At 71.0% G+C, this 12303-nt stretch carries 12 protein-coding genes; 11 read left to right on the top strand and 1 reads right to left on the bottom strand.

Translation table 11 applies throughout. The annotated features are described in order from the left end of the window. Positions 1 to 46: 46 nt before the first annotated feature. From E4099_RS20170 to E4099_RS20115, 11 genes are all read left to right on the top strand, one after another. The gene (locus E4099_RS20170; RefSeq protein WP_245245030.1) at positions 47 to 1309 is read left to right on the top strand and encodes an ATP-grasp domain-containing protein; all 1263 of its coding nucleotides are present in this window, start codon (positions 47 to 49) and stop codon (positions 1307 to 1309) included. A gap of 53 nt (positions 1310 to 1362) precedes the next feature. Next, a complete protein-coding gene (locus tag E4099_RS20165) occupies positions 1363 to 2043 on the top strand; it encodes a 7-cyano-7-deazaguanine synthase (protein ID WP_135340491.1) in 681 nt (226 codons plus the stop codon). Between the two features lie 112 nt (positions 2044 to 2155). Then, on the top strand, positions 2156 to 2521 hold the full coding sequence (locus E4099_RS20160) for a 6-pyruvoyl trahydropterin synthase family protein (protein ID WP_135340490.1): 366 nt from the start codon (positions 2156 to 2158) through the stop codon (positions 2519 to 2521). Between the two features lie 47 nt (positions 2522 to 2568). Beyond that, complete coding sequence (locus tag E4099_RS20155; RefSeq protein WP_245245028.1) at positions 2569 to 3297, top strand: 7-carboxy-7-deazaguanine synthase QueE; 729 nt, start codon at positions 2569 to 2571, stop codon at positions 3295 to 3297. Between the two features lie 29 nt (positions 3298 to 3326). Continuing rightward, entirely contained in the window at positions 3327 to 3896 is a 570-nt protein-coding gene (folE, locus tag E4099_RS20150) for a GTP cyclohydrolase I (RefSeq protein ID WP_135340489.1), read from the top strand. Positions 3897 to 4007: 111 nt separating this feature from the next. Further along, complete coding sequence (locus tag E4099_RS20145; protein WP_135340488.1) at positions 4008 to 5027, top strand: isopenicillin N synthase family dioxygenase; 1020 nt, start codon at positions 4008 to 4010, stop codon at positions 5025 to 5027. A gap of 41 nt (positions 5028 to 5068) precedes the next feature. Continuing rightward, positions 5069 to 6322, top strand: coding sequence for an ATP-grasp domain-containing protein (locus E4099_RS20140; protein ID WP_245245026.1), 1254 nt, complete (start codon positions 5069 to 5071; stop codon positions 6320 to 6322). Positions 6323 to 6370: 48 nt separating this feature from the next. Further along, on the top strand, positions 6371 to 7150 hold the full coding sequence (locus E4099_RS20135) for a HalD/BesD family halogenase (protein ID WP_135340487.1): 780 nt from the start codon (positions 6371 to 6373) through the stop codon (positions 7148 to 7150). A 115-nt stretch (positions 7151 to 7265) separates the two neighbouring features. Next, positions 7266 to 8609 (top strand): cation:proton antiporter, encoded by a 1344-nt coding sequence (locus E4099_RS20130; protein ID WP_135340486.1) that lies wholly within the window; start codon positions 7266 to 7268, stop codon positions 8607 to 8609. 51 nt (positions 8610 to 8660) lie between these two features. Then, positions 8661 to 9881 carry an MFS transporter gene (locus E4099_RS20125; RefSeq protein WP_245245024.1) on the top strand — a complete coding sequence of 407 codons (1221 nt, stop codon included), beginning with the start codon at positions 8661 to 8663 and terminating at the stop codon, positions 9879 to 9881. A 451-nt stretch (positions 9882 to 10332) separates the two neighbouring features. Continuing rightward, positions 10333 to 10779, top strand: a complete 447-nt coding sequence (locus E4099_RS20115; protein WP_135340485.1) for a large conductance mechanosensitive channel protein MscL — start codon at positions 10333 to 10335, stop codon at positions 10777 to 10779. Positions 10780 to 10853: 74 nt separating this feature from the next. Here the strand turns inward: E4099_RS20115 and E4099_RS20110 are convergent, their stop codons facing one another. Beyond that, the gene (locus E4099_RS20110; protein WP_135340484.1) at positions 10854 to 12170 is read right to left on the bottom strand and encodes a class I SAM-dependent RNA methyltransferase; all 1317 of its coding nucleotides are present in this window, start codon (positions 12168 to 12170) and stop codon (positions 10854 to 10856) included. Between the last annotated feature and the right edge of the window lie 133 nt (positions 12171 to 12303).

Raw genomic sequence — 12303 nt, 5'->3', positions numbered from 1 at the left:
CCCGACATCCCTCCCCGCCCCGACATCGACCCGAGGAACGCCAGACATGACCACAGCCATGCCCGAAACCGGACACCCGGACGCCGCCAAGCCGCTTCTGCTGCTGGTGGGCAGCGGAGGCCGGATCTGGCGCGAATACGTGCTGCGGGCCATCGTGACCCGCTACCGGCTGCACCTCCTGTGCCCCGCGCCCCCTTCCTGGGAGACCCCCTACATCGACGGGTACACGGTCGTCGACACCCTGGACGCCGCGGCCATGACCGAGGTCGCCCGTGCGCACCCCGAGGGCTTCGCGGGCGTGCTGACCTACGAGGAGACCCGCGTCGAGGCCGCCGCGGACCTGGCGACCGCGCTGGGCCTGCGCACCAGTCCCCGTTCGGCCGTGAGCGCCTGCCGGGACAAGTACCTCGGCCGGCAGGCGCTGGAGAGGGCCGAAGTGCCGCAGGCCCGCTCGATCGCGGTGGCCGGACTGGAGCAGGCCGCGGAGGCCGCCGAACGCATCGGCTACCCGGTGGTGATCAAGCCGCGCGCGCTGTCCGCGAGTTGCGGGGTGACCTACGTGGCCGGTCCGGAACAGCTTGAGGAGGCGTACCGGGAGGCCGGCAGGATCTGGTTCGACGAGGTACCGCGGTCCTCGGCGCCCATTCTGGTCGAGGAGTTCCTCGACGGCCCGGAGATCAGCGTGGAGGCGGTCTGCCGTGACGGGCGGATCACCGTGCTGTTCGTGGCGCGCAAGGAACTCGGGTACGCGCCCGGCTTCGAGGAGGTCGGCCACCTCGTCCGGGCGGATGATCCGCTGCTGCGCGACGAGACCCTGCTCGGGGTCCTCCAGGACGCCCACACCGCGGTCGGGCTCACCGACACGGTGACCCACACCGAGCTGCGCCTGACCGCGGACGGTCCCAAGGTCGTGGAGATCAACGCCAGGATCGGCGGTGACCGCATCCCCTACCTGGGCGGACTCGTCACCGGCATCGAGATCGGACTGGTGGCGGCGGACCTGGCGGCCGGCGCGGTGCCCAGGCTCGGCACCGCCGACTCGGCGGCGGTGGCCGGTGTGCGCTTCCTGTACCCCGAGTGCGACCTGAGGCTGGAGTCCATCGAGGTCGCCGAGGACCGGCTGCCCGCCGAGATCCATGAGGTGGCGCCGTTGGCCGACCCGGGCAAGGAGTTGTGGCTCCCGCCGGTGGACAACGCCCGGTCGCGCTTCGCGCTGGTCGTCGCGGTGTCCCGGACGGAGAAGGACTGCACGGCGGCTCTGGACGCGGCGGCCGCGGCGGTGGTCGCGCGGGGCACCCCGCTTTCCTGAGCCCTCGCACGGCACCGCACCGCACCGACATCGACCCGAGGGGGAACACAGCAGTGTCGAAAGTGATCGCCATCGTCTCCGGTGGCATGGATTCCGTGACCATGGCGCACCAGCTCGACCAGCAGGGCCACGAAGTGCACCTGCTGTCGGTCGACTACGGGCAGCGCCACCGCAAGGAACACGACTTCGCGGCCGCGGCGGCCGAACGCCTCGGGGCGGTGCACCAGATCGCGGACCTGAGCGCGGTCGGCGCCATGTTCCGCGGCTCCTCACTCACCGATCCCTCGGTCGACGTGCCCGAGCAGACCTGGGAAGGGTACGGCGAGAGCCCCAACATCGTCCCCAACCGCAACGCCCTGCTGCTCTCGGTCGCCTTCGCCATCGCCGTCGTGGAGAAGGCGGAGGCGGTGGCCATCGGCATCATGGCGGACGACGCCACCTCGGTACCGGACAGCACCCCGGCCTTCCTGCGGTCCTTCATCGCCATGGAGCGCCTGGCCACCAAGGGGTACGCGCACCCGGACCTGGACCTGCTGGCGCCGCTGGCGGGACTGCGCAAGAGCGGTGTCGTGCTGCTCGGCGAGGAGCTCCGGGTCCCGTGGGCGCAGACCTGGACCTGCCTGCGGGGCGGGGAGGCGCACTGCGGTCGCTGCGCGGCCTGCTGGGAGCGCCAGGAGGCGTTCACCGAGGCCGGCGTGGACGACCCGACCGTCTACCAGGAGATCAGAGGGTGACCGGTGGACACCGGCCCGCCCTGGCGGCGAACCGGCTGTCCCGGCCCTGCCCCACAGGAACTTCGTTCCCTCCCCGGCCTGAAGACCGGGGCATCCACGAAGGACGGAATCGATGACCCTACGCATCACCAAGCAGTTCGCCTTCTCGGCCAGCCACCAACTGGACGGCCTGCCCGAGGGGCACCAGTGCGGACGCCTCCACGGCCACAACTACGTGGTCGAGGTGGAGTTGAGCGCCCGGCGGGAGGAACTCGTCGAACCCGGCTTCGTACGCGACTACGGCGAGCTGTCGGGCCTGAAGGGCTGGATCGACGAGTGGCTCGACCACCGCCATCTGAACGACGTCGTCAAGGAGCGGACACCGACCGCAGAACACCTCGCCATCTGGATCTACGAGCAGTGGCGGTCGGTCTATCCGGAACTGTCGGCGGTCCGCGTCTCCGAGACACCGAAGACCTGGGCCGAATACCGCCCCTGACCGCCGCCGCGCCGGCGGAAATCAGCAGTGAAGAAGCAAAGGAGGTGATGCCGCGTGGAACCGGAACTCGTCGTGAACGAGATATTCGGCCCCACCTAGCGGCCTTCCAGGGCGAGGGCCGGTCGATAGGCCGCCATTGCGCGTTCGTCCGCCTGGGCGGCTGCAATCTCTCGTGCCGCTGGTGCGACACTCCGTACACCTGGGACTGGACCGGCATCAGTGACACGGGGATCAGTTTCGATCCCAGGAAAGAGCTCCACCGCATGCCGGTGGGCACCGTCGCGGAGCGCCTGCTGGCCTACGGTGTGCCACTGGTGGTGGTGTCCGGCGGAGAACCCCTCAACCAGCAAAGACGCCTCGTACCGCTGGTGGAGAGACTGGTTGCCCAGGGTGTCGACATCGAGATCGAGACCAATGGCACCAAGGTTCCCGACGAGCGCCTGATCGAGGCCGGCGTTCATTTCAACGTTTCCCCGAAACTCTCGCACTCCGGGGACCCCGCGCATCAGCGCATCGTTCCCAACGCCTTGCGGGCGCTGGCCCGGATTCCTTCCAGTGCCTTCAAGTTCGTCTGCCGGGACACCACCGATCTCGATGAGGTGGCCGGTTTTGTGAGCGAATTCGGCATCACCTCGGTCTGGGTCATGCCGGAGGGGCAGAGCAGAGAAGAGATAGACGACCACATGCAAACTCTGGTGGCCGGGGTCATCGATCGCGGCTGGAACATGACGACCAGGCTCCACACTCTGGTCTGGGGACAGAAGAGGGGAGTCTGAGGGTGCACGAAAAGAATTCGGTCCGGCTCATGACCGAGGAATCCGAGGCCGCCGGCGGCCTCGGGCCGGATCCCCTGGAGGACCTCGCGCGCCGGCTTCTGGTGGAGATCGGCGAGGACCCGGACCGCGACGGCCTGCGGGACACCCCGGCGCGCTACGCGCGGTGGTGGCGCGAGTTCACCGCCTACGAACCGGGCACCATCGAGACGCTCTTCGAGACGACCTCCTCGGGGCAGATGGTGGTGGTGTCCGACATCAGGGTCTGGTCGCTGTGCGAGCACCACCTGCTGCCCTTCAACTGCTCGCTGACGATCGCCTACCGATCGGCCAAGCACCTGCTCGGGCTGTCGAAGTTCGCCAGGATCGCCCATCGGCACGCCCACGCGCTGCAGGTCCAGGAGCGTCTGGTGTCGGGCATCGCGGACGAGGTGATGCGGATCACCGAGGCGCCGGACGTCGCCGTCATCGGCCGGGGCGAGCACCTGTGCATGACGATGCGGGGCATCAAGACCAGTGCCCTGATGACCTCGACCGCCTTCCACGGGGTCTTCGAGGAGGACAGCACCGCCCGCTCCGAGCTGCTCGCTCTGATCCGCTGAGCTTGAGCCCCGCCGAGCGATGGCGCCGCCGCGGGACCCCCGGTCCCGGCCGGCCCCGCAACGACCTGCGAACGGTCGGTTCGCAGTCGCATCACGAGAGTAGAGCACTCCATGTCAGACATCACGTTCCCGGTGATCGACCTCCGGGACGCCGCGCGAGGGCCCGAGGCGCGCGCCGCGTTCCTGGACCGTCTGCGCCGCGCCGCCCATGACATCGGTTTCTTCCAGCTGGTGGGACACGGTGTCACCGGCGCCGCCGACCTGCTCGACCTGTCGCGGAGGTTCTTCGCGCTGCCGGAGGAGGAGCGCCGCGAGCTCGACATCCTCGACTCCCCGCACTTCCGGGGGTACTCCGCACTCGGCCGTGAGCGGACCCGCGGTGTGCCCGACCAGCGGCAGCAGCTCGACATCGGCCCCGAGCGGCCCGTTCGGCCGCCGGCTCCCGGCGAGCCCTCCTACCGCTGGCTGGCCGGCCCCAACCAGTGGCCGACCGGCCTGCCGGAGCTGCGTCCCGCCGTCATCGACTGGATGGACCGGCTGACCGAGGTCTCCCACCGGCTACTCCGGCTCCTTCTGGAGTCGCTCGAGACGCCCGCGGACTTCCTGGACACGGTGGTGGCACCCGACCCGCAGGTCCACTTCAAGCTGCTGCACTACCCCGGACCGGCCGAGGCCGCGGACGTCGACCCCGCGGACCAGGGCGCCGGTGTCCACAAGGACCTCGGTCTGCTCACCCTGCTGGTCCAGGACGAGGTGGGCGGACTCCAGGTCGCCGTGGAGGACGACCACTTCGTGGACGTCCCGGTGGTCCCCGGCGCGTTCGTGGTGAACCTCGGGGAACTCCTGGAGGTGGCCACGCGCGGCTACCTCAGAGCCACCGTGCACCGGGTGACCCGTCCGGCCCCGGGGGTCGACCGGTATTCGATGCCGTTCTTCTACAGCCCCCGCCTGGAGGCGTCGATGCGGCCGCTGCCGAGCCGCTACGTCAGTGGCGCGGGCGGTGTGGTCCACGACCCCGACAACCCCCTGTTCGCCTGCTACGGCGACAACGTGATGAAGGGACTGACCCGGGGCTTCCCGGAACTGATCGCCCGGCACCACCCCGGTCTGCTGGGCCCGGCCCAGCGGTGAGGGCCGATCCGAACGCACTCCGTCGGGAAGGAGCACAGCAGTTGAGCAACCGAAAGCCGGCCGTCCTGCTGGTCGACCCGGTGTCGACCGGCGCCGGGCACAAACCGGCGGCCCGGGACATGGGCCTGGGCATCGTGTCCCTCTTCACGGGCGAGCCGGGAGACCTCGGTCGGACCTGGCCGGACCACACCAAGGGGGACGACGCCTCCCTGTACGCCACCGAGGCCGGCGAGGCACTGGCCGCCCTCGCCGGTGTCGACCACGAGATCAGGGCCGTCGTCCCGTGCTCGGAGTCCGGCGTCCACCTGGCGAGCGTCATCGCGCACGAGCTCGGGCTGCCCGGCAATGACGTGGAACTGGCACGGGCCCGGCACGACAAGGCACTGATGCGGGACCACGCCGCGAAGAGCGGCCTGCGCATCCCGGCCTACCGGCTGGTGCGCGATCCCTCCGAGGTGGCGGCCGCCGCCGATGCCATCGGCTATCCGGTCATCGTCAAGCAGTGCCAGGGCGCCGGCTCCATCGGTGCCACGCTGGTGCCCGATGCCGCGAGCGCCGCGGCCTTCCAGGTGGTCGACGAGCGCAACTTCTTCGGCTGGACGGTCGACGCCTGGCTGGTCGAGGAGTACATCCGGGGCCGCGAGTTCGCGGTCAACGCCTTCAGCAGCGACGGCGACCACCGGGTGATCGACATGTGGGAGTACCGCAGGCCCGACGACCGGGACTACGACTTCCCGCTCTGGGACAACGTCCAGGCCGTACCGGAGGACCCGGACTGGGCGAGGATCGAGGAGTACGTCGTCCAGGTGCTCACCGCGTTCGGGGTGCGCCGCGGCCCCAGCCACACCGAGGTGAAGGTCAACCGGGACGGCGTCTTCCTGATGGAGGTGGCGGCGCGGCTTCCCGGCGGCCCGGCCACCGACCAATGGGCGGAGTTCACGGACATCCGCCCCTTCCACGACACCATCGAGTGCTACCTCGGGCGCCGCCCGGCCGTGATGGACCAACCGGTCAACAGCCGCGCCATGTTCGGCGCCATCGCCATCCACAACGAGGCAGGGCCCGGAACCCTGGTCGCCATGCACGGCCTGGAACAGGTCAGGAACCACCCCGGTGTGGACAAGGTCCTGGTCGGCTACGCACCGGGCGACCATGTGCCGCTCACCCGGGACATCATGTCGATCCCGCTGGGCGCCTGGGTCTCGGGCCCGGACCAGGAATCGGTCGTACGGGTGCTCGCGGAGATCAGGTCCATGGTCGAGCTGGAGATCACTCCCGACCAGCCGACCGTCTGACCCCTCCGCCCCGCTTTCCCCCATCCAGTGAAGGAAGAGGAACCCAGCATGGACATAGGCAAGATCGACGAGACGCTCGAGAAGTTCCTGGCGGAGAACCACACCCCCGAGGGCGTCGAGCGACTGGCGGACCGGTTCCACCACCAGGGCGTCGTGAAGTTCGACAAGGACGCGCGGCTGGTTCCCGAGGAGCTGATGACCGCCGTCCGCGCGGAGGCCGACCGGCTCGTCGCGGAGCACCGGGAGCGCCGCGACCTGCTGCTCGCCACCACGGGCAACACCCCGCGCAAGATGAGCGTGGTCAAGAGCGAGCAGATCGAGCGCAGCGAGCTCATCCGCACCATCGCCACCTCCGAGGTGCTGCTCGGCTTCCTCGGCCGGATCGCCCGCGAGCGCGTCATCCCCGAGGTCTCGGCGGACGAGCGCTACCTGATCACCCATCAGGAGTTCACGGCGGACACCCACGGCTGGCACTGGGGCGACTACAGCTTCGCCCTGATCTGGGCGCTGCGGATGCCGCCCATCTCCTGCGGCGGCATGCTCCAGGCCGTACCGCACACCCACTGGGACAAGAGCGACCCCCGTATCAACGAAACCCTCTGCGAGCGTCGGATCGACACCCATGGGCTCGTCACCGGGGACCTCTACCTCCAGCGCACGGACACCACGCTGCACCGGACCGTTCCGCTGACCGAGGACGGCGCGGCCCGGACCATCCTCAACATGACCTGGGCCGGCGAGCGCGACCTGGACAAGCCGCTGGTGGGCAACGACCGCTGGTGGGAGAACCCGCAGGCGCAGGCCGCGCAGGCCGTGCGGCAGGACTGACGAGGCCCCCGAGGCCGGATCAGGCGCCGGCCGGCGCCCCTCGCGTGGGCCGGGCACGCGCACCGCACGCGCGCCCGGCCCACGCCGCCGCCTCTCCGGACGGAAGAGATCTGACGTGTCCAGTAGCCAGACCACAGCCCTCCTGCTCGCGCTCGCGCTGATCGCGGCGGTGGCGCGCCTGGGTGGGGCCGCGGCCCGCCGGTGCGGCCAGCCCGCCGTCGTCGGTGAGATCGTGGCCGGGATCCTCCTCGGCCCCACGGTGCTGCCCGCCCAGGTCACCGAGGCACTGTTCCCGCCGGCCATACGCGGCGAGCTGAGCGCCTTCGCCGACATCGGCCTCGCCCTGTTCATGTTCGCGCTCGGGATGGAGTTCGACTGGTCCGCCAAGCGCTCCCTCCGGAAGACCTCCTTCGGTATCGCGGTCTCCGCGATGGTGTTCCCGTTCGCCCTGGGTGTCGGACTCGGCCTGTGGTGGGGGCCCGGCGAGTCCTCCGCGCCCCGGCTCGGCCACGTCCTCTTCATGGGGATCGCGCTCTCGGTGACCGCCTTCCCGGTGCTGGCGCGGATCATCGAGGACCGCGGTCTGTCGCGTTCGCCGCTGGGGCAGTTGGCGGTGGCCGGCGCGGCGATCTGCGATGTCCTCGCCTGGGTGCTGCTGGGCGGGGTCATGATGCTCGGTGGCGGCGGCGCTCCCTGGCGTCTGGTGTGCCTCATCCCCTACCTGGTGGTCATGGTCGTCGCCGTCCGGCCGGCGCTTCGCCACGTGATGCGCCGGGCGGGCGCCGAAGTCGACCTGGTCGTCGCCTTCGTCGGCGTGCTGGCCTCCGCCGCGGCCACCGAGTGGATGGGGCTGCACTTCATCTTCGGGGCCTTCGTCTTCGGGATCGTACGGACCAGTGCCCGGCGCGGGCTGGGCGCGCGGGTGGACAACCGGCTTCGCCAGGGGCTCGGTTCGCTGGGCAGCCGGCTGTTCATGCCGGTCTTCTTCGTGGTGGCGGGCTGGAAGGTCGACCTTTCGGTGCTGGGGCTCTCCCACCTGCTCGACCTGCTGGTCCTCCTGGTCGCGGCGGTCGCCGGAAAGTTCCTCGCCGCCGCGGGTGCCGCCCGGCTCGCCGGGATGGGTGCGCGCGACTCCGCGGCGATCGGCGCCCTGATGAACACACGGGGACTGACGGAGCTGATCGTGCTGACCGCGGGGCGCGAGGCGGGGCTGCTGGACGACCGCCGCTACACGCTCCTGGTGGCCATGGCCGTCCTGACCACCATGTCCACCGGTCCGGTACTGAAGCGGCTGCTGCCCACCGGGCCTGCCCGATCGGATGCCGGGACCGGGTCGGAGGTACTCCCCGAAAGCTCGGAGACCTTGGGGTCCTCCTCGGCCGGGGGCCCGGACGCCCGGCTCGGCGATGCCCGCCCACAGCCCGCCCGAATCGACACAGTAAGGCACCAACGCCCCTAGTCTCGGGGACGGTTACGAGATCGACGCACCCCAGAGCGAGGAATCGAGACGATGTCAGCCGAGCCCGACGTGTCCACCGAGGCTGCCCCGCGCGGTGTTCTGCACAGCTACCGGGGCCTGATGGAGGTCCCCGGCTTCTGGCGGATCGCCGCGGTCGGCATGGTCTCGAAGCTGCCGTCCAGCATGATCGAGCTGAGTCTGCTGCTCGTGGTGGGCCAGGAGTACTCGTACGGGACGGCGGGCCTGGGCGTGGGCTACTTCGCGGTCGGCCAGTTCCTGACCGCCCCGCTGCGCGGTCGGCTCGTCGACCGCCACTCCCCCCGGCTGGTCCTGCTGGTCTGCCTGGCCGGCTACCTCACCGCGACCGGCCTGCTGGCGGACGCCCTGTCCGCGCACCGCCCGGCGCTCTGGGTGCTGGCCCTGTCGGCGGTCCTGGGGGCGAGTACGCCACCGGTCGCCGTCCTCATGCGGACCGTCTGGTACAAGGCGGCCGACCAAAGGCTGCTGAGCACCGCGATGGCCCTGGACTCGGCCATGATGGGGACCGCGCTGATCACCGGGCCGGTGCTGGCGAGCTGGCTGAGCCTGTCGGTCTCCGGAGTGGCCCCTCTGCTGGTCATCGCGGCGCTGACGGCCCTGATGGTCTTCCTCCTGCTGGACACCCCGGCCTCACCGCGGCCCGCCCAACGCCGGCACTGGCTGGGGCCGCTGGCCTCCGCGCCCCTGCGGCGCCTGCTGCTCGCGGACGCGCTCTTCGTCCTGGCGGTGACCGCCGTCGACGTGGTGCTGCCGATCTACGCGAAGCAGTACGACGCGGCGGTGTTCACCGGCGTCTACCTGGGCGCCCTGTCCATCGGCAGCGTCCTCGGCAGCCTCGCGCTGGGCGCGGCACCCGGTCTGCTCGCTCGCGGCCCCAAGCTGACTGCGCTGCTCTGCGTCTTCGCGGCGGGGGTGGCGGCGCTGGCCGCGGCCGCCCGGTTCTCCCCGGTGGCGGTGCTCGTCCTGTGCCCGGTCGCCGGGCTGGTCATCGGATCCGTCTTCGGAACCCTGCGGACCGTGGGAGGCGATCTCGCGAAGGAGGGCGAGGTCACCGAGACGATGTCCTGGCTCTCCAGCATGGACATGGCCGGCGGCGCGGTGGGCGCGGCCGTCTTCGCGCACATAGCCGTGGCGGAGGGAGGCCGGACAGCACTCCTGCTGGTGCCCGGCGTCATCCTGCTGAGCGCCGTGGCCGGTTGGACCGCCCGGACGCCGTCCGCCGAGCGGAACTGAGCCGTTTCGGGCCTGACGTCGCCCGTCCGGCGCAGGTAGCAGCGGAGCAGGTCGCGGGGGCTGCCCTCGGTGGGTGGGGTGCGGTGTGCGTCGCGCATGGCGGTGAAGATGGCGTGCGCGCCCCAAGAAGATCGCCACCGCGAAGGTGGCCGCGCAGACCTGATGCCCCCACGAGGCACTGAGGGCAGCGGCTGCCGGCTGCGGGCACTCGCCGATGTCCGACGACCCCGAGCAGGTCACCCCCAGGTGGTGCTCGATGCCGTTTCTCGCGTGCCGGGTCGGTAGGACATCGTCGGTGCGGGTGGGGCGGTGGGACGGCTCGGCTGCGGCCATCCGTGCGTCATCGCGCCGTGGCTCCCCTACCAGCCTGGGGGCCTGCGATTAGCTGCTGAGCACGCTCCCGCCGTGCCCACCGGCCGGGCATGCGGGCACTCGGGAAGGAAGGCGGACAGTGCTCAAAGGCTTCAAGAACTTCCTCATGCGCGGCGACCTCATCACCATCGCCGTCGGGCTGGTCATCGCGCTGGCCTTCTCGACCCTGATCAAAGCGTTCACCGACTTCGTGATCAACCCGATCGTCAGCCGCTTCCAGGGCGGCACATCCGTCGGGCTCGGATGGCAGCTCGGCGAGGAGGGCAACAAGGCGACCTACCTCGACCTGGGACAGTTCATCTCCGCCCTGATCTACTTCATCATCTTCATGGCGGTCATCTACTTCCTGATCGTCGTGCCGTACAAGCACTACCAGGCCCGCCGCGGCGTCAAGGCGTTCGGCGAACCCGGCCCCGTCAAGACCTGCCCCGCCTGCCTCTCCGAAGACCTGCCCGCGGCCGCGAGCAAGTGCCTCCACTGCGCCACCGAGCAGCCACCGGCCACCCGCACCGGTAGATCTCTCTAGACCGGGAGGCCAGACGAGCACCGCGACGCCCGCAACGCACCTGATGCGCTCACGCAGACCCCAGGTCAGGCGCCCTACTTCACCGGCTCCAGGATCGCCACGCACTCCACGTGGTGGGTCATCGGGAACAGGTCGAAGGCTCGCAGGCGGCGGACGCGGTAGCCGGCGTCGGCGAAGTACTTCAGGTCGCGGGCGAGGGCGGCGGGGTCGCAGGCCACGTAGGCGATGCGGCGGGGGCCGAGGGCGGCGACCTGCTGGACGGTGCGCTTGCCGGCGCCCGCGCGGGGCGGGTCCAGGACGACCAGGTCGGCCTCGGTGATCCGGGTGCGGGGCAGGACCTGCTCGACCTTGCCCTGCTCGATGCGGACCCGGTCCAGGTCCTGGAGGTTGTGCCGGGCGTCCTCGACCGCGCGCTTGCCGGACTCGATACCGAGCACCGCGCCGGTCTCGCCGACGCGTTCGGCCAGCGCGCCGGCGAACAGGCCGACACCGCAGTACAGGTCCAGCGCCATCTCGCCCTTGCGCGGCATCAGGCCCTGCATCACCGCTTCGACCAGGAGTTCCGCGGCCCGGGGGTGGACCTGCCAGAAGCCTCCGGCGCCGACCCGCCAGGTGCGGTCCAGGGCGCGTTCGCGGACGAAGGGGCGGCCGTGCACCCGGTGGGCGCCGCCGGCCTCGTCGATACGGACCACCGAGACCGGCTTGTCCAGCTCGACCAGCGGCAGCCGGCCGCCGGGGCGGGGGGTGAGCAGCACCTGGCGGTCATGGGAGCCGGTCGCGGCGATCGCCTCGACGGTGGCGATCTGGGGCCACTCGCGCTTCTCGATGCCCAGCTCGGTCACCCCGGGCGCGGCGATCAGGCAGTGGTCCACCGGCACCACCTCGTGTGAGCGGTGCTTGCGCAGGCCGGCCCGGCCCTCGGCGTCCACCGCGTACTGCACCCGGGTCCGCCAGGCCGGCACCTCGCCCTTGGCCACCTTGTCGCCGGGGGCCGGCTCCACGGTGCCGTCCCAGCCCACGTCCTCGGCGCCGAGTCCGGCCAGCCGGGCCAGCTGCTCGGTGATGACCGCGCTCTTCAGGCGGCGCTGGGCACCGGGGGCGACATGCTGCCAGTCGCAGCCTCCGCACTGGCCGGGACCGGAGAAGGGGCAGGGCGCCTCGACCCGGTCCTTGGCGGGCTCCAGGATCTCCACGGCGTCGGCGCGCAGGAAGCGGGAGCCGGTGTCCCCCTCGGTGATCCGGGCCCGGATCCGCTCGCCGGGCAGGGTGTGCCGGACGAAGAGGACCTGGCCGCCCTCGGTACGGGCGATGCAGTGGCCGCCGTGTGCGACGGGCCCCACCTCGACCTCGTACTCCTCGCCTACCAGCGATTCCTGGTTCTCGTCGTGCATGGCGGGTGGGCTCCTGAGGGGTCGGGCGGCGCGGCGGGACAACAGCCGTCCAGTCTACGTCGCGGCCGGGACCGGATGAGCCGCCCGGTGGGACCTGCCCCAAGCCGCACCCTGGGCAGGCGCCCGCCCGGGC

This window comes from Streptomyces palmae, from assembly GCF_004684805.1.
GTDB classification, from domain to species: Bacteria; Actinomycetota; Actinomycetes; order Streptomycetales; family Streptomycetaceae; genus Streptomyces; species Streptomyces palmae.
The sequence above is the reverse complement of the archived record's forward strand: the minus strand, read 5'-3'. Positions and strand labels throughout refer to the sequence as shown.

Excerpts from the sequence above, each read along its gene's own strand:
- E4099_RS20145 (WP_135340488.1), top strand. The coding sequence starts at position 4,008 with ATGTCAGACATCACGTTCCCGGTGATCGACCTCCGGGACGCCGCGCGA.
- E4099_RS20155 (WP_245245028.1), top strand. The coding sequence starts at position 2,569 with ATGCCGCGTGGAACCGGAACTCGTCGTGAACGAGATATTCGGCCCCAC.
- E4099_RS20125 (WP_245245024.1), top strand. The coding sequence starts at position 8,661 with ATGTCAGCCGAGCCCGACGTGTCCACCGAGGCTGCCCCGCGCGGTGTT.
- E4099_RS20160 (WP_135340490.1), top strand. The coding sequence starts at position 2,156 with ATGACCCTACGCATCACCAAGCAGTTCGCCTTCTCGGCCAGCCACCAA.
- E4099_RS20135 (WP_135340487.1), top strand. The coding sequence starts at position 6,371 with ATGGACATAGGCAAGATCGACGAGACGCTCGAGAAGTTCCTGGCGGAG.
- E4099_RS20170 (WP_245245030.1), top strand. The coding sequence starts at position 47 with ATGACCACAGCCATGCCCGAAACCGGACACCCGGACGCCGCCAAGCCG.
- E4099_RS20110 (WP_135340484.1), bottom strand. The coding sequence starts at position 12,170 with ATGCACGACGAGAACCAGGAATCGCTGGTAGGCGAGGAGTACGAGGTC.
- folE (WP_135340489.1), top strand. The coding sequence starts at position 3,327 with ATGACCGAGGAATCCGAGGCCGCCGGCGGCCTCGGGCCGGATCCCCTG.